The sequence below is a fragment of the Olivibacter jilunii genome (assembly GCF_900607235.1).
GTDB classification, from domain to species: domain Bacteria; phylum Bacteroidota; class Bacteroidia; order Sphingobacteriales; family Sphingobacteriaceae; genus Olivibacter; species Olivibacter oleidegradans.
Map to the genome: position 1 here is coordinate 403,974 of NZ_LR027853.1, position 18,313 is coordinate 422,286.

General features: G+C 42.6%; 14 protein-coding genes. 3 read left to right on the forward strand and 11 right to left on the reverse strand.

Translation table 11 applies throughout. The features are described from left to right. Positions 1-14: 14 nt before the first annotated feature. Complete coding sequence (locus E0E36_RS20080) at positions 15-1,331, reverse strand: hypothetical protein (protein WP_130857472.1); 1,317 nt, start codon at positions 1,329-1,331, stop codon at positions 15-17. Between the two features lie 216 nt (positions 1,332-1,547). Here E0E36_RS20080 and E0E36_RS20085 point away from each other — a divergent pair, with 216 nt between their 5' ends. Continuing rightward, positions 1,548-2,873, forward strand: a complete 1,326-nt coding sequence (locus tag E0E36_RS20085; protein ID WP_130857473.1) for an OmpA family protein — start codon at positions 1,548-1,550, stop codon at positions 2,871-2,873. Between the two features lie 57 nt (positions 2,874-2,930). Here the strand turns inward: E0E36_RS20085 and E0E36_RS20090 are convergent, their stop codons facing one another. Then, a complete protein-coding gene (locus E0E36_RS20090; RefSeq protein WP_013666475.1) occupies positions 2,931-3,113 on the reverse strand; it encodes a hypothetical protein in 183 nt (60 codons plus the stop codon). A 48-nt stretch (positions 3,114-3,161) separates the two neighbouring features. Further along, positions 3,162-3,968, reverse strand: coding sequence for a hypothetical protein (locus E0E36_RS20095; protein WP_130857474.1), 807 nt, complete (start codon positions 3,966-3,968; stop codon positions 3,162-3,164). A gap of 203 nt (positions 3,969-4,171) precedes the next feature. Between E0E36_RS20095 and E0E36_RS20100 the strand changes: the two genes are divergently transcribed. After that, positions 4,172-6,187: a tetratricopeptide repeat-containing sensor histidine kinase gene (locus E0E36_RS20100; protein ID WP_130857475.1), complete on the forward strand. Its 2,016-nt coding sequence runs from the start codon at positions 4,172-4,174 to the stop codon at positions 6,185-6,187. 86 nt (positions 6,188-6,273) lie between these two features. On the opposite strand, the gene E0E36_RS20105 is transcribed toward E0E36_RS20100, so the two are convergent. Together E0E36_RS20105 and E0E36_RS20110 are read right to left on the reverse strand one after the other, a co-directional pair. Further along, a complete protein-coding gene (locus tag E0E36_RS20105) occupies positions 6,274-7,473 on the reverse strand; it encodes a pyridoxal phosphate-dependent aminotransferase (protein ID WP_130857476.1) in 1,200 nt (399 codons plus the stop codon). Positions 7,474-7,573: 100 nt separating this feature from the next. Continuing rightward, positions 7,574-7,954, reverse strand: a complete 381-nt coding sequence (locus E0E36_RS20110; RefSeq protein WP_013666480.1) for a DUF1573 domain-containing protein — start codon at positions 7,952-7,954, stop codon at positions 7,574-7,576. A 465-nt stretch (positions 7,955-8,419) separates the two neighbouring features. Between E0E36_RS20110 and E0E36_RS20115 the strand changes: the two genes are divergently transcribed. After that, complete coding sequence (locus E0E36_RS20115; protein ID WP_130857477.1) at positions 8,420-10,837, forward strand: alpha-ketoacid dehydrogenase subunit alpha/beta; 2,418 nt, start codon at positions 8,420-8,422, stop codon at positions 10,835-10,837. Positions 10,838-10,947: 110 nt separating this feature from the next. Here E0E36_RS20115 and aroC read toward each other — a convergent pair whose 3' ends face one another. From aroC to E0E36_RS20145, 6 genes are all read right to left on the reverse strand, one after another. Beyond that, the gene (aroC, locus tag E0E36_RS20120; protein ID WP_013666482.1) at positions 10,948-12,048 is read right to left on the reverse strand and encodes a chorismate synthase; all 1,101 of its coding nucleotides are present in this window, start codon (positions 12,046-12,048) and stop codon (positions 10,948-10,950) included. Between the two features lie 49 nt (positions 12,049-12,097). Further along, a complete protein-coding gene (gene aroA, locus E0E36_RS20125) occupies positions 12,098-13,345 on the reverse strand; it encodes a 3-phosphoshikimate 1-carboxyvinyltransferase (protein ID WP_130857478.1) in 1,248 nt (415 codons plus the stop codon). Further along, the gene (locus tag E0E36_RS20130; protein ID WP_013666484.1) at positions 13,345-14,451 is read right to left on the reverse strand and encodes a chorismate mutase; all 1,107 of its coding nucleotides are present in this window, start codon (positions 14,449-14,451) and stop codon (positions 13,345-13,347) included. Before E0E36_RS20130 ends, aroA begins: the two co-directional genes overlap by 1 nt. A gap of 48 nt (positions 14,452-14,499) precedes the next feature. Further along, the gene (locus E0E36_RS20135; protein ID WP_130857479.1) at positions 14,500-15,327 is read right to left on the reverse strand and encodes a prephenate dehydratase; all 828 of its coding nucleotides are present in this window, start codon (positions 15,325-15,327) and stop codon (positions 14,500-14,502) included. A gap of 268 nt (positions 15,328-15,595) precedes the next feature. Further along, positions 15,596-16,954: an ammonium transporter gene (locus tag E0E36_RS20140; RefSeq protein ID WP_130857480.1), complete on the reverse strand. Its 1,359-nt coding sequence runs from the start codon at positions 16,952-16,954 to the stop codon at positions 15,596-15,598. A gap of 33 nt (positions 16,955-16,987) precedes the next feature. Further along, on the reverse strand, positions 16,988-18,049 hold the full coding sequence (locus tag E0E36_RS20145; protein WP_130857481.1) for a porin: 1,062 nt from the start codon (positions 18,047-18,049) through the stop codon (positions 16,988-16,990). Positions 18,050-18,313: the final 264 nt, after the last annotated feature.

An 18,313-nucleotide genomic window follows, 5' to 3' on the forward strand; every position in this document is an offset into this window, starting at 1 on the left:
AAAATTCATCAGTTTCAGTTGCGTTTTAGTTTAAAGGAAATTTCCAGTTCTCTGGCATCGCTAAACCCACAAATCTGTGCTCTGTAATACGCGGTCCCCTTAAATGTCCCTTCAATGAAGCCCTCTACAGAGGTGATGTTGGTTGTACCGCTATATTGAAAACCGGGACATTTGTCATACCCATTTACATAACTGTTCAGGCCTCCTGCGTTTCGTGGAAGTGTGAGTGCAATAAAGGATTTTCCCTTTTCCATACCGCCAACGTACGATCCGAGCGCCGTACCAAAGCATTGCAGGTTTATCACGAGCGATTGCGCTTGATTTGTGCCTCTGATGACGATCTGATTCTCTTGAACGGCGGCTATCGCTAAATGAGACATGTCATAGCTTACCCCATTCATTTTAAGAGAAAAAAAATTGTTAGGTTCTAAACGGATTTTGGTGATAAGAATGAGTTTCTCCATCTTTCGCCGGCCGTTGGGTGCGAGTGGGTCGCTGATATAGCCGTTTTTGCTTTCGATTTCTACTTGAATCTCCACATCGGTGGTTTTTGTGACTGTAGCAGGAGCGGTATATAAAGCATTTCCCATCAAGCCGTGCGAATTTTTTTCTGCTTTCAGGCTGCCGGGGCCGGAGATGATTTTCCAGTTTTTCACGCTCATGCTCTTCGAATACCCAATGGGATCGAAAGCCGCAAGAGGGACGCTGTCAATGCTGTTTACTGGCATAAGTGATCCTAGAACCATTTCCAGTAACTGCAGGTTAACCGCTTGATTGGCCCCGATCTGCTCTTTATCCTTTCGTAAGGAAATGAAATCGAACCAGACCCAATCGCTAAAATGGGTGGTCTCTACGGTAAGCTGTCGGCGTTCTTTATCAAGTACCGTAGGGACTCCGCACCATACACCATCACTTCGTTGGTAGGCCACCATACGCGTATCCGGATTTGATATATCTGCCGTATCATAAGGAAAGGCAATGCGAACAGCTTGTTTGAAATGGACGCCTTCGGGCAATAATCGGAAACCCGTATGTATGGATTCATCGTCTAATGTATTCCGTATAGGTTGAATCTGAAATAAAGTTGACTTGTCGACTGCGCCTGCGGGAACATGCACGGTGATTATATCGTTGAGCGACAAAACACCGCCTTCTGGACCTATTGATTTGGATACCCCTATAGCTAACACTTCACCCTTTGGTTTTGCAGTCGGCTGCCCGAAAACGGATTGTACTTCTTCATCTACAGGTAGTTTATCTTTCCTACAAGATGAAATTGAAACGATGCCTATTAATAATAGGACTACATGGAAAAGTTGATTGCGATTCATGTTTTTTTGAGCAAGTATAGCCATCCACTCAGCTCGTTAATGGAGTTTTTCGACGAATGGCTGTTATAAGCGATGAAGATGCGTATAAAAGGATGTGTGGATTTTGATTGTTTAGTCGACGTTATTAGGCGCTTATCCATTTATGCTGCAGTTGGTCGAAAATAATAACCTAAACTCTTAAACGCCTGTAAATTTGATAGCTATAAATTAAATAACATGAATGCATTTGGAATAATAAGGCTAAGTTTGGGGATGAGTATTTACCTCGTAGGTCTTGGCGTAGGATCAAGCGCGCAAGCTCAGTCCCTTTTTAAAAAAATCAAAAACAGAGTGGAACAAACGGCCACAGAAAAAGTACGGAACAAAGCCGATAAGGTGGTAGGAGAGGGTGTCGATAAAGCAATTGATGGCACTAGCGTGAAAGGAAACACGAAAGTTCTTGCTGAAAAACCGGAAGCATCTTTGACACAGGTTACGCCTGACAGCACCACGTTTATCAAGGCTTTTGCAAAATATGATTTTGTGCCAGGAGATTCGATTATTTATGCAGCTGATTTTGCGGACGATGTGAATGGTGAACTGCCCTCAGGCTGGAACAGCAACGCGGGTTCAGTGCTTGTAAAGCTCAATCAAATTCCGGGTAATTGGTTGCGACTAGCCCAGCGCAGCGTATGCCTCAGTAGTAATGATCAGCTACTCGGACCCGATTTTACGGTAGAATTTGATTTGCTTATGCAATTTGATTTAAAAGGTTGGTTGCCGCCATCTTTCCGGTTTGGCCTATTGGCCTCGGGTAATGTTTCTTCTACAGACAATACGTTGTTGAATGATCCGAAAGGTGTTAAATCTTTCTATACTGAACTGGCACCGCTTGCTGATTGCGCCAATATCGCCTTGGAAAGCTATCAGGCTTATACTCGCTACTTTCATAGTATGCCGAAAAAACATACTGAGCTAGCTCAATGGTACGGGAAGCCGGTACATATAGCGATCCAGGGCCAAAAGGAACGCTTGCGTATCTGGCTTAATGGCGAGAAGCTGTACGATGTACCAAAAGGAATACCCGGCGAAAATGAATTTAATCAAGTGTTCTTCAGCCTGTCGAGCAGTCCTTATAAGGATGAACAGGTTGGTGTATATATAAGCAATGTTAAAATTGCAAAAGGTATGCCGGATGGTCGGACTAAGTTACAGAAAGAAGGAAAATTTAGCACTACCGGCATTCTTTTTAGCACGGGGCAAGCAACTATTCTTCCGGAGTCTGAAGGTGTTTTGAAATTTATTGCCTCTATATTGGCCGAAGATCAGGCTGCCAAAATACAGGTGATAGGACATACGGATGCGGTAGGGGATGATAAAAGCAACCAGATCCTTAGTGAGCGCAGGGCGGAAGCGGTAAAGCGGGCATTAACAACGCGATATGGTATCGCAGAAATCAGCTTGCAAACGAGTGGAAAAGGTGAATCAGAGCCTGTTGCTGACAATCAAACGGTCAAGGGAAGGACACGTAATCGGAGGGTCGAATTTATCCGTATTCAATAAAGGGTGCGTGTAATACGAAATTAACCTAATCGATTTTTTGGATCGTAGCCTAGCAGTTTATTCGGCTAAGCTACGATCTTCAACCTGCTCTTCACTCAGTTGGAATATCATTTGAATAATACGCAATCGCTGCTGCAAACTCATATCGTTGGCTTTAATTCTTAGCGCACGTTTTTGTCTAACCTGGCCCAGCAATCCGAACATTTCTGCATAGTTGTTTTTTGAAGATTTCTTTCTCATTTTTTTGCATTAATAAATAGCTCATGCCTTACTAAAGTTTGGCAGAGGTTAAATCATTTTTAATTGTTTTAGCATCTGCTCTACTACCAATATTAAGCGAAGATTTTCGGTAAGGTGCCCGTGCTGAATTTCAATATTTATATAAGGGATGCGACGTTGCTGCGCATAGACCGAAAGCGAACCGTCTATTGCCTGGGTACTTTGTAGCACCACGTTTATTCCCATCCGCCGCAGATAAGTATAGTAGCTAGCTTCGGTGACGAATATCAGATCGTCAGCGTCCATAAGTGGGTTGACATAAACGCTATCCGCTACAGTTTTAAGCTTTCCGCTTAGGTAAGAGTTAATATTGAAATTGCCCTCGGTGTTATTATGCAAAGTAATAAAACAGTTTGTGTGGAGGTTTTTGTAGCGTTGGAGTAAAGAATCAGCTAAGGACCGTACTGGTTGTATTTCTTTGGCAGTAGGGGCCTGTTTGCTATAAAACCGCATGCTTTTATATAATCCCGTTGATTCAAACATTTGATTCGGATCAAAAGCGTAATTGCCCTTTTTGTTCCTAAACGTAATATTGCGTACCTCGCCATAACAGAGTTCGGTAATTGAGCCGCCAATTAAACTGCAATAGATCTCTGCCGCTTCTTTTCCGGTGTTCTCGTCATCGTGTAATATCAAGAAATTTAATTTTGGTTTACCATATATACGTTGCTGGATTTTAATCGTTTTTCCCGGTAATTCATAAAGGCAATGACTGTTTGATATAATTGCGACGGAGCCGAAGAATAGTAATTTGAGCATAGCCGGGGAAAAGAGGGGTATGGTATAATACCATATTTTACTGATTAAAGTATCCATTTAAATTAAGTTGAGTTGGTTTTCCCCCGTAAGGGCTTAACAAATATGACCCTTTAAACAAGCTCTTTTTATAGGATTCGATGAAGTATCAAAAAATGGCGATAAGCGTTAAATTGATGCCATGAACGAATAGAGTATTTAGCAGATACATACGCCTTTATCATAATAATTTTCTAAATTAGTTTTGAAATTTAATCACCTAAATGGAAACCAAAAATGAAACTGTATCAGGTAATCGGGCGGTTATTCCTTTGTTGCCTACCTATAAAAGAATCTGTACGTTAAAGCGCTTTTTTTTGCTATTTGTATTAAGTATCATGATGGCCAAGGCGCTAGGACAAATCAGCCAAGCTGATACGAGCCGCGTATATATGCTGGTTAATCTGGCGAAAGAGAAACAGCAGCAGGGATCAGCGGATTCCGCCGAATTCTATTTTAAAGAGGCAGGTAAACTGGCTCAGCGTCTGGTATTTGATAAAGGAATGCTGCAGTATGCTGGTCATTATTGTGTCTTTTTGTACCAGGAGGTTCGATATAATGAAGCCTTAGCTATGGCTAAAAAGCAATTAGCAATCAGCCTTAAACTTAAGGATTTACCACGGGCTGCTGCGGCGTATAATAACATGGCTTTGCAATATCAGGCTTTGGGGGAAATGCAACGAGCCTCTGAAATGTTGATGAGTGCCCTGAATATTTTATCGGACATCGATCGTCCTACGCGACAGGATAGCTCGTTTTTACGAAAATACTATAACAACCTCAGTTCATTGCTACTTGATATGAACGATTTAGCGAAGGGCTTGCGCTATGCCATAAAATCGTATCAAATCGCTGAAGAATTACAGGATTCGGCCGGCATTGGGAGTAGTTTAGTCAATATGCTGGTTGCGGAGGCTATGAGTGGTAAGCTGGCTGATGCTGAAAAACACTGCCTAGAGCTATTGGCGCTTGGTCGGTCTTTAACTGATCCGCCTATGCAACTAAGGGCGCTTATTAATCTCGCTGACATTTATTGTCGACAAAAAAGGTATGAAGTGGCACTTTTAACCTACGATAAGGCGCAAGCTCTACTTGCAAAAGCGCCGCCAGGCAATGAGGTGTACATACTTGCCGGACTGTCGACAGTTTATAAAAACATGAAGCGATATGGAGAGGCGGATACTTATTTTAGCAAGGCGTTGGCCCTTGCCGAAAATGAGCTTGCTAAGCCGCAGCAAATGGAACTGCTACTTTCCGGAGCGGAGATTAAAGAAGCCACCGGATCATATCGAGAGGCACTTGACCTACGTAAACAGTATGAGCAACTCAGTGATTCGCTGCTTAATAGCGAAACACATCATACTATTCAGGAGTTGGAAGTGAAGTACCAAGCGTCGGAGAAACAAAAAGCTTTGGTAGAAAGAGACCTCAAGATCAGCAAGCAGCAACGTGAACTCGAACGCAAAAATAAGTGGATAATCCTTTCTATATTGGCAATGGTGATACTCGGCGTCTTCTTTATTTTTAGCAGATTTATCAACAAATTGAAACGGAAGGCAGAAGCGTCACGGCAAGAAAGTCGTTTGTTGGAAGCGAAGTTGAGAGGCGAAGAGGAAGAACGCGCTCGGACTGCACGTGAATTGCATGATGGGGTAGCAAGCATACTCTCAGCAGCAAAACTTCACTTAGGTATGGAGCTCGTCAATGAGCCGAAGACCGAAGGGAATGATGTCAATCGCCTGCTCGAATCGGCTCTAAAGGAGATCAGGAATATTTCTCATAACCTTGCACCGGAGGCTGTACTTGAGGAAGGCTTTGCCTATGCTATAGAAGAGTTCTGCCGTCGGGTTCGAAGCTCCTCACTTGAACTGAATTGCTATGTTATTGGTACATTGCCAAAATTCAAAAAAGACGACGAACTTTTATTGTATCGCATGATACAAGAAGCCGTTGCCAATATGGTAAAACATTCGGAGGCCACGGAAGGGATTGTACAGTTGGTAGCCACAGAAAATAGACTAGCAATTACTATAGAAGATAATGGTGTGGGATTTGATGTCGAGGGATCGAAGTCAAAGGGGCTCGGCCTGAAAAACCTGCTCTCCCGTACACAACTTTTAAAGGGTGTATGCGAAATTCAATCAACGCCGAATAAAGGCACCTCGATTTACATTGAAGTAAGTGCTACTGAAGTTGCGGAATCAAAAAAAATGCGAGGGCGAAAGGAAGTGATTGCTTAGGCCTGCAATGTTCAACAGATGTTGGTCTTATTTGAAGGCAAAGGCCGAATGGTTATCCGGCCTTTATTAAAATGAGATAGTTTAACTTACTGTGTACGACCCGGATAGTTTTCCAGTCCTTTTTCAATGCAACTTATGGCGCTGGCCAAGTCTTCCAGGCATAAAACATAAGCAAGCCTAACTTGCTGTTCACCTAAACGGGTATCTGAATAGAATCCGGTTGCCGGTGCCATCATAACCGTCTGGTTATTATAGTCAAATTCTTCCAGCATCCATTGGCAGAACTTATCCGCATTATCGATTGGTAGTTTCGCAACTACATAAAATGCACCACCCGGAGTAGGGCAGTAGACACCTGGGATTTTATTCAGTCCTTCTACCAGTAAATCTCGTCTTTTTGTATATTCACTGATTACATTATCAAAGTAACTTTGTGGCGTGTCAATAGCAGCTTCGCCTGCTATCTGGGCAACTGCGGGAGGGCTTAATCTTGCCTGTGCAAATTTTAAACCGGCTTCCAGTATCTCTCGGTTTTTGGTGATTAAACAGCCTAGTCGAGCACCACATGCGCTATATCTCTTGGATACGGTATCAAAAACGACGACATGATTTTCCAATCCTTCCATATGCATCGGAGAAATGAAAGTATTACCATCGTAACAGAATTCTCGGTAAGCCTCATCAGAAAAAAGGTAAAGATCGTGTTTAAGGCAGAGTCCTTTCAGTGCCTCCATCTCTTCCTGCGAATAGAGGTATCCCGTAGGATTGTTGGGGTTGCAAATGATAACGCCTTTCGTCTTCGGACCAATCAACTTTTCAAATTCGGCAATATTGGGTAAAGCAAAGCCATTATCTATACTGGAAGGAATTGGCTTTACTTCCACACCGGCCATGCATGCGAAGCCGTTATAATTGGCGTAAAAAGGCTCCGGTATAATCACTTCATCTCCGGGATCGAAACAAGATTCCATGGCAATTGTAATTGCCTCCGATCCGCCGGTGGTTACGAGAATGTTATCTGCTGAGATATTATAACCAATGTTATTATAATAAGTGCTTAACTTTTCGCGATAGCTGGCATTTCCTTGTGAGGGAGTATAGGCCCACACCTTGAAGTTAATGTTTTTAACGGCATTGAGCATGGTTTCCGGCGTTTCAATGTCAGGTTGTCCGATATTGAGATGGAAAACTTTTTTGCCCATTTTTTTTGCTTCGTCGGCATAGGGTGTCAATTTTCTAATAGGGGAAGCGGGCATGCGCTTACCCTTGTTGGATATTGTTGGCATAATATATTGTTGGCAATTTTGATACAAACTTACTAAAGTAAATCAACAAAAAAAGCCGCTTAGTTTATGAAGCGGCTTCCTGTTGTTCTTATTAAATGCTTTATTTTACTACTTCTCCTTTTATATAAAGGGACTTTAGCGGCGTCTTTGCATTTGAACGGATGGTTACCGACTTGCTGAAAGGTGCCGCCTGGGCTGCGTTGAAGGTTACACTGATGGATCCCGCTTCACCCGGCTTTATCGGCGCATTTGTGTACTTAGGAACGGTACAACCACAAGAAGACTCGACTTTGGTAATAATCAAAGGTTCAGTTCCTACATTCGTAAACTTAAATTCATACGAAACGGGTTTACCTTGGGGAATCTTGCCAAAATCATAAGTCTCTTTTTCGAACTTAAACTCCGCATTGCCATCTACTTTCCAAGCCGTGAAGGCTGTGAAAGCCACTAAAAGCGTAAAAATGGTTAATAGTTTTTTCATTTGCATACATTTTTTAGCGATGAAGTAATCTGCCGTTATCTGAGACAGTCTCATCTTTTTGTTTTTGTATAAGAATCTATTTCCTATGCTTTACAGCACCTTTGCCGGTGCTGTCCAAAAGCAAGCAAACTTCAATTCTTCGCATAAATTTATAACAAAAATATGATAAAAGGCAATTATAATGCCAATAAAGTAAGTAATATATTTGTTTCTATTTGATAGTGAAGCGCTTCATTTTATGGTGCCAACTAGTGCGAAACAATTCCGTTTTTTTATAGTCGACTAATAATGTTACTTTTACGGAAGAATGAACCAATTTAATTTATGATATAATGCTTTATGTGCACAGCTGAAATTTTGTTTGTTCTTTATGTGAAATTTTAAAATAGCTTTGGGGTTTGTAGGCATAACGCAGAATTTTATATAATTTTTATTACTTTTGAATTTTAAGCATGATTTCTTGATATGTCAGATACTCACTTGAAATATACGGATCCGATTGATACCTCGAAACTTAGCTTTGAAGATTTTAAAGCTACAGTATTGAATGATTATCGCATTATATGCGAGAGTAGGGAAGCTAGCTTGTTAGGACGGAAAGAGGTATTAACGGGAAAAGCCAAGTTCGGCATTTTCGGTGATGGCAAGGAGGTGGCACAGATTGCAATGGCAAAGGTCTTTAAAGAGGGAGATTGGCGTTCGGGTTATTATCGAGATCAGACTTTTGCTTTTGCTACCGGTATATCAAATGTGTATGAATTTTTTTCTCAGATGTATGCACATCCGGATATTGAGGCGGAGCCTGCATCAGGAGGTCGCATGATGAATGGCCATTTTGCTACACGCGAGCTAAATGCCGATGGAAGTTGGGTCAATCAAACGCAACTTAAAAACTCTTCGGCAGATGTTTCTACCACCGGCGGACAAATCCCGCGATTGCTTGGCTTAGCGCAGGCGTCGAAAGTATATCGAGAAAACAAGGAGCTTGCTTATTTAACGCATTTTTCAAACAATGGGAACGAGGTGGCTTTTGGCACGATCGGTAATGCTTCCACTTCGGAGGGGGTTTTCTTCGAAGCATTCAACGCTGCCGGCGTGTTACAGATTCCCTTAGCTATTTCTGTTTGGGATGATGGTTACGGCATTTCGGTCCCCAATAAGTACCAAACGACGAAAGAAGACATTTCGGAAGTATTGCGAGGTTTTCAACGAGATGAAAAGGGGGAAGGGTATGAGATATTCAAAGTGCGCGGGTGGGATTATCCAGGCCTTTGTGAAACTTACGAACGTGCTATTCGTATGTGTAGGGAGGAACATGTTCCGGTATTTATCCATGTGATAGAGATGACACAACCACAAGGGCATTCCACTTCCGGATCTCACGAGCGATATAAATCAAAAGACCGGCTCGACTGGGAAGCTGAATATGACTGCCTGGTGCAGATGAGAAAATGGATGCTCGAATCGGCCATCGCAACGGAAGACGAACTGGTCATAATTGAGCAGCAGGCGAAAGAATTTGTGAAGGAAGAGCAAGTGAGAGCTTGGAAAGATTATATAGGCGCTTTTGCCGAAGAAAAAGCAAAGGCTATTGAATTGCTGAATGCGATTGAGCATAAGTCGGCAAAAATTTTAGCTAATCGACTAAATGCAATCAAAGAACCGAATTTAAAGCAAATTTACGGTACCATTAGAAAGGCTTTAAGAGAATTGAGGGGGCAAGAAAGCCAAGGAAAGGATGCTTTAATCCGATGGTATAGAAAGCAACAAAATGTCAATTACGAACGTTATAATTCAAAGCTATTTACTGATACGCCGGAGGCGCCGGATAAGGTAGAGATGGTACCGGTGGCTTACGATGAAGATGCAAGAATGGTAGACGGGCGCGAGGTGCTTAACGCTTGCTTCGCTGCCAATTTTAGTCGTGAACCGCGTTTATTGGCTTTCGGTGAAGATGTAGGAGCTATCGGCGATGTAAATCAGGGTTTCGCAGGCTTGCAAGCTAAATTTGGCGAACATCGTATTTTTGATACCGGTATTCGGGAAACGGCTATCATCGGACAAGGCTTGGGTATGGCACTAAGAGGGCTGAAGCCAATTGCTGAAATTCAGTATGTAGATTATCTACTATATGGACTCACGGTAATGAGTGACGATTTGGCGTCTTTAAGTTATCGTACCAAGGGTGGGCAAAAGGCACCTTTAATTATTCGTACCAGGGGACATCGCTTGGAAGGAATATGGCATTCAGGTTCGCCTATGTCGATGATCTTAGGCTGCTTGAGAGGACTTCATGTATGTGTACCACGTAATATGACGCAAGCTGCCGGTATGTACAATACCTTGTTGCGGTCGGACGAACCGGCACTGATGATTGAGAGTCTGAATGGTTATCGCTTGAAAGAACGAATGCCTGCCAATGTGGGCGATTTCACGGTTCCTTTAGGAATCGCTGAGGTGGTGAGAGTGGGTAGCGATATTACGGTTGTTTCTTATGGATCTACACTTCGCTTGGTACAGGAGGCTGCGGGTGAACTAAGTGAAATGGGAATTTCGGTTGAAATTGTAGATGCACAAACCTTACAGCCTTTTGATAAACTACATACTTGTGGGCAATCGCTCTCAAAAACCAGCAAACTGTTGGTAGTAGATGAAGACGTTCCTGGCGGAGCTTCTGCCTTTATATTGCAACAAGTTTTGGAAGAGCAAAACGGATATTTCCATCTCGATTGTAAACCTCGTACTCTATCCGCTAAAGCACATCGGCCACCTTATGGTTCGGATGGGGATTACTTTACGAAACCATCTGTAGATGATATCATCGAGATGATTTACTCGATGATGCATGAATCCAATCCTGATAAATTTCCGGAAATTATCTAAAAAAGAAGTTAAAAGTCGTCATTTCGATTAGGCAGTGCGAAGCTGGAAATTTTCTAGTTTATATTCATCGCACTGGTCTCAACTGAAATGACGACGATAGATAGAGATCGTTACGCACGACCTAAATTCAAATTGCGTAAATAGTGATCAACAATTACTAAGGCAGCCATCGCTTCTACAATCGCTACCGCCCTGGGAACAACACAGGGGTCGTGCCGACCTTTTCCTGAAATCTCTGTTTCTTCTCCTTGCTGGTTAATCGTAGATTGTGAACGCATAATCGTTGCGACAGGTTTAAACGCGACCCTGAAATTGATGTCCATACCATTTGAGATACCGCCTTGAATACCACCTGAAAAGTTCGTTAAGGTTTTAAGCGAAGTCGCCTGCTTAATAGGATTAACGAAAATATCGTTATGTTCTGAACCGCGCATGCTTGCACCGCTAAAGCCTGATCCGTATTCGAAACCATGAACCGCATTGATACTTAACATAGCTTTGCCTAAATCGGCATGCAATTTGTCAAATACCGGCTCACCTAAACCGACCGGAACTCCCTTTATAACCGCACTCACCACGCCACCAACGGTATCTCCCTCTTTTCTGACGGAATCAATAAAAGTAATCATTTGGTTGGCCGTAGCAGGATCGGCACATCGAACAATGTTTGCTTCCCGAATAGCCACTAATTGATTTACATCCAGATCTCCCAAATTAGGGGCTTCTATATTTCCAACGGCTGACACGTGGGCAAAAATGCTTATACCAAGTTCTTTAAGAAAAAGTTTGGCCACAGCCCCTGCTGCTACTCTTGCCGCAGTTTCTCTAGCCGAAGAACGTCCACCTCCTCGATAATCACGTATGCCGTACTTCGTTTGATAAGTATAATCGGCATGAGAAGGACGATACTTATCCTGAATATGAGAATAATCCTTCGAGCGTTGGTCTTCGTTTGGAATGAGCATTGCCAACGGAGTGCCGGTAGTTTTTCCTTCGAAAATGCCGGAAAGAATTTTAACGGTGTCGCTTTCCTTTCGTTGGGTGGTGATTTTTGACTGACCAGGTTTGCGTTTATCGAGCTCAGCCTGTATAAAATCAAGGTCGACACTTATATTTGGAGGACAGCCATCAATGATTACACCAATAGCATCTCCATGAGATTCTCCAAAAGTAGTAATACGAAAGCTCTGTCCGAATGAATTTCCTGCCATAGGTAATAATTTTTGTTAAAGTAATTGTATGTTCTCGAAGGACGCTTGCTTAATCTAATATAAAACCTACGCTTGCCAAATGCTCCCAGAAAGCGGGGTATGATTTCCCCACTACCGCAGGATCTTCGATTACAATCTCGTCAAAAGCAAGAGCCAACGGAGCAAAGGCCATTGCCATACGATGGTCTTCGTAGGTTTTTATTACGGTGCTTTTTGGCATCGCTTTGTTTGATGTCCTCAAGTGATAAATTTGATTGTCTTCAAGCAATTGCACTCCAAATTTAGCTAATTCATTTTGAAGCGCTAAAATACGGTCTGTCTCTTTGATCTTAAGGGTTTCTAAACCGGTAAAGCTTGCATCGTATCCCAGAGCTGCACAACAAGCAATAATGGTTTGTGCTAAATCAGGGCATTCTTTTAAATCAAAAAACCGTTTGCTGTCCGATGTAGTCGTTTTCTCAATTTTAACACCTTTATTTTCAAAGGTGGAACGAACACCAAAGTTTGCCATAATTCCAGCAATTGCACGATCGCCTTGTAGACTGCGATCTTTAAGTCCGGGTAAAAATAAGCAACTACCCAGTGGCGCAAGTGCTACTAAGGCATACCAGTAAGATGCGGCACTCCAATCAGGCTCTACGTGTAGGATCGAATCTTGTACGGGTTGCTTGCGGATTGTAATGCTATTTTCATTCCACTCATGAGTAATTCCTGTTTCTCTTAACATATCCAAGGTCATATCGACGTAGGGTTTGGATGTTAAGGTGCCTAGGATATTTAGACGAAGCCCCTTAGGAAGAAACGAAGCAACAAGTAATAAAGCGGATAGGTATTGACTGCTGACATCACCTTTTATAAAGACTTCTTCCTGCTGTTGCGTGAAATTACCATGTATTTGCAAAGGAGGGAAGCCTGGTTGTTCAATGTAATTTATATGCGCGCCAATGGTTTGAAGCGCATCAACTAAGATACCTATGGGACGTTGTTTCATCCGTTCAGACCCCGTTAATACGAAGGAGCCCGGAATGGTTGAAAGGTAGGCGGTAAGGAAACGCATAGCCGTTCCCGCAGGTCCGACATCAATTGTTCGGTTTTCCTGCGGTGTATGCAGCGAGTCCAAAACAGCTTTCAGGGTTACAGTATCATCTGCATTGGATAGATTCTCGATGCGAACTTTTCCTTTGCTGAGCGCGCTTAAAATAAGCGCGCGATTACTTTCACTTTTAGATCCGGTTAATTGAACGGTGCCTTGTATGGCCCCGTTCGGATACGATACGCTGAGTGTTTTCGTGTTCATTAGGCCTCCACTGCTGGTTTGGCGTTCATGATTTGATTCTGTTTGCGAATAGATTCACCGTGAATCAATTCTAATAATTTAACAGTAAAGTCTTCCTCCAGGTTTAAGGCCTTTGCAAATTTGCTGCGTTTCTCGATGATTTCCTCCCAGCGATTTACCTGTAAAATCGTTACTTTATTGTCTCTTTTGTATTCACCGATTTTTTCAACGATTTTCATTCTATCTGCAACTTTTTTGATGATCTGATCATCAATAGCATCAATCTCTTTCCGCAGGGCAGCAAGTTTATCTTCGAATACGGGGTCATTTGATTCTGCTTTTCGAAGGGAAAGGTTGTTAATGAGGTCTGCTAATGCTGCTGGAGTTACTTGTTGCTTTGCGTCTGTCCAAGCTACCGATGGGTCGATGTGCGACTCAATGATAAAGCCTTGCATGTCCAAATCCACTGCTTTTTGCGCTACGTAAGGTATTAATTCTCTTGTGCCGCAAATATGGCTAGGATCATTGATGATAGGAAGTTCGGGGGCTACCGTTTTTAACTGAATAGCTAGATCCCACATAGGCTCGTTACGGAAAGCTGTTTTTTCATAAGAAGAAAAACCACGATGTATTGCGCCCAATTTCTTGATTCCGGCGCGATTGATACGCTCTAAAGCACCAATCCACAACGACAGGTCGGGATTAACCGGGTTTTTTACTAAGACTGGAACATCGACGCCCTGTAGGGCATCAGCAATTTCCTGAACGGTAAAAGGATTGGCAGTTGAGCGGGCACCTACCCATAGTATATCCACACCGGCAGCTAACGCCTCCTCTACATGTTTGGCGGTAGCCACTTCTGTTGCGGTCAATAAGCCGGTCTCTTCTTTAGCTCGTTTTAACCATTCCAGGCCGATGCTTCCAATGCCTTCAAATTCGCCCGGACGAGTACGGGGTTTCCAGATGCCTGCGCGTAACACAGAGATCTTGCCGGTGGCAGCCAGCAAATGAGCCGTAGCAACTACTTGTTCTTCTGTTTCGGCACTGCAGGGTCCCGCAATTACTAAGGGTTCTTTGCCGGTAGCTAACCATGAGCTTAAGGGCAAGATGTCTAAATTTAGCTTCATTGTTCTATTGTATTATATTTTGTATTGCTGTTAATAATTCCTAGTTTATTATACCTTATCGTTTTTTATATACTCGCCTAAAATGTTAAAATTAATGGTATGTTTGAGCGTTTTCCGAATCGCTGCATCGTAGTTGTTTTGTTTTTTCCACTCAATGTCCACATAAAAATCATATTCATTGCGCTTTCCCAATACGGGCATCGATTGGATTTTACTCATGTTTATTTGCTCTTCAGCAAAAAAAGTGAGTACACGAGCTAAGGATCCGATGCTATTGTCTGTTTGAAAGAGCAGCGTTGCTTTGTTGGCTTTGGGATTTTCTGTTTTTTCTTTGGAGAGAATCAGGAAGCGCGTATAGTTCTTTTTGTTTGTTTCAATCCTCCGATCAATGATTTCCAAACCATATAATTTTGCCGCTAACTGATTCGCTACAGCTGCCGTGTCAGTTAATTTATTTTCGGCGATTTTTTTTGCGCAGGAGGCCGTATCGGTACCTTCCGTTATTTTAAATTGAGGGTGTTCCTCCAAGTAATCAGCACACTGCCGTAAGGCAATAGGATGAGATTCTACCTTTTTGATCTGTTCTAGTTTAGTTCCTGGTAAAGCTAGCAGGTTAAGCTGAATGCTTAAATAGACCTCACCTACAATCGGGAAGTGATAATCGTGCAGTAGTGTGTAGTTAGGAAGCAAACTTCCGGCAATGGAGTTTTCGATGGCCATCACAACATAGTCTGCCTCATTCTTCTTTAAAGCCTCGCATGTATGTTTAAAAGTTTCGCACTCCACCGTCTGGATGTCTTGACCGAAATATTTGAAAGCTGCTTCTTCGTGGAAAGAAGCACGTGTTCCTTGAATAGCTACTCTTATTTTGCTCATTTTAAATCTCAAAAAAAAAGTCCCGGTGAACAACCGGGACTTTCTTATACATTTTATTTCTTTATACATGCATATTAATCCCGGCCCTTACTGCTAAAGTAAAAGTAACCAAAGAACCAATATGCAGCTGTGTATTTCATTTTTTCTTTTTGATACCGCAAATATATGTAAGAATTATTATGAAACAAGAAAAAAAATAAAAAAATGTAAATATTCTTTCCTGATGCAGTTCTCTTCAAAAGAAAATGGCTGCATCAGGCATCGTTGTTTAGGCACTTGGCGATGAAATCAAAGTGCCCTGTGTATAGTTTTCGTTGTGTTGCGATAAATCTAAACCTTGCTCTTCTTCCTCGGAAGTAACACGAAGTGGCTGAATCAAATTAACCAGCTTAAAGATGACGAAAGATACTGCAAAGCTGAAGGCTACAACGATAAGCATCGCTTTCAATTGGGTGAAAAAGAACTCTGGATTGCCATAGAAGAGGCCGTCGTTACCTATTGGATTCACCTTTTTGCTGGCAAAAACACCCGTCAACAACATGCCAACCATACCGCCTACGCCATGACAAGGGAATACATCCAACGTATCATCCAAAGCTGACTTAGATTTCCATTGAACGACAAGATTAGAAATGATGGCCGCAACCACGCCGATGAAAATGCTTTGCGGAATTGCTACGAAGCCCGCTGCGGGGGTAATGGCTACCAGGCCGACAACCGCTCCGATACAAAAACCTAGTACAGATGGTTTTTTTCCTTTAATGACATCAAAAAACATCCAGGACAGGCCTGCTGCAGCGGCGGCTGTATTCGTCGTGCCGAACGCGGATACCGCTAAATCATTTGCAGCCAGTGCCGACCCTGCGTTAAAGCCAAACCAACCGAACCAAAGCAAACCGGTGCCTATTAATACATAGGGAATGTTTGCCGGTGGTACTTCTTGGTGTTCAAGGTGCGATTTTCTGCGTTTTAGTACCAATGCTCCTGCTAGTGCAGCGCAGCCTGCAGATATATGTACCACGGTTCCACCAGCGAAATCAAGCACGCCCATCTTAGCTAAAAAGCCTTCGGGGTGCCAGCTCCAGTGTGCCAAGGGAGCATAAACAAACAGACAGAACAATACGATGAAAAGGATGTAGGATGTAAATCGGATGCGTTCGGCAACGGCACCGACTACTAATCCGGGGGTAATGATGGCGAACATTAGCTGAAAAAGTGCAAATAAGGAAAGTGGAATCGTAGGTCCACCGCCCCAAGGTTCACCGGAAATTACGTTATTAAAGAACAGAAATGTTTTTGGATCACCAATGAAACCGCCTATCGAATCACCGAAACAGAGGCTAAACCCAACAATAACCCAGATTACACTTACGATTCCGGCCGCAACTACACTTTTGATCATCGTGGAGATTACATTTTTTCGATGCACCATACCTCCATAAAAAAAAGCCAAACCGGGAGTCATCAGGAAAACCAAGGCTGCTGCCGTAATTACCCATGCAATGTCAGCTCCACTGTAAACGCCCTCACCATTAAATGCTGTGACGGGTTGAATAAAAATTGAGGCAATAGCCACCGCAATCAAGACCAGAAAGGGTGTCGATTGTTTGATTGAATTTGTTTCCATAATTGTACTTAAAGTTGATTTCTACTATTTTCTTTAGAATGCGTACACAGCTGCAATTAAAAACTGTGACGCTGTTTTTGTCGTATTTAAATTCTTTTTGAAGAATATTTCCTCCGAACCGGAGTCGAGCCGGAGTTCGGGTATGATCGTTAAAGGACCCGCTTTTACATTCCCGCTAAGAGTGATAGCCTTAATCGAAGTGCCTTCCGTTTTTACATTATCTACCGTTGTGTCCTTGTTTTTGAAATACTCGCCCCGTGCACCTAAGGCAAAGGCATCAGAAAAGGCGTACTGGGCGTACAAGGCACCGCCGTGATAACCACCTTCGTCATCGGAAATCTTATAATTTGCACCGTTCAGACCGAGTTTGAATGCGTCGGTTATTTGGTAAGAAGTGGTTAAGTCGAAGATGGTGCCGGTACCACTTACGTCAGGTGCCGAATGGCCATTAAGAAAATTGAGGTATGCATCCCAGCCTTCTACAGGCGAAACGTGAAGTTGGGCCCCCACATGTGATACGCCATTGAGATCCTGGTATTGATTCCAGTCATTGAAAAGACCAACCATTAAACTTACCTTCTCTGAAAAGGTGTACGTGCCCTTTATTCCGGCATTTTGAAAAGGGCCTGTCGAAAAAAGATAGGAAGTAGAGTAGTTAAAGTTACCCGTAGGTGAAATAATTTCATATCCTATAAAGGTTCCCATGAAACCTGCAGTCATTGAAAACTTGTCGGTAAAATCATAGCTAACATACAGGTTTTGCAAATGGAAGGAATCGCCATCTTTGCCGGGAACAATGGATTGACCTTGTCCGCGAGGGCCAAAAGAAATTTCTCCAACAAAAGAAGCTTTATTCACCTTTTTGCTGACAGCTAGGTCTAACATACCTAGTGAAATAGAATTTTGCTCATTAGCAAAGCTGGTAGGAATATTGGAATACCCATTTTCCGTTCTATACCCGGAAAAATCGTACTTATAGTACATGTCAGCCGAACCGGTTATGACTAATGGACTTGTTTCATTCTCTTGAGCATTTGCACCTAGGGCAAGGGCGCAAAACATAAATGTTGAAGAAATTTTGGTAATCGATTTCATTTTTTTCGTTTGGTTTACGGTGTTTGGATAATTTGATAACGGTTTTTTTACTGTTTAGTCTTTTTTATTTCATGCAATTGTTTTGTTATGGTTTTTAAAATTGTTGTTTAACTGGAATTTTATTCTATTTTTTTTATAGAAATTAGTTTTAGGTTATTTTTTTGATATATATATCTTTCATTTTTTGTCCCCCCCCCCCCCCCCCCCCCCCCCCCCCCCCCCCCCCCCCCCCCCCCCCCCCCCCCCCCCCCCCCCCCCCCCCCC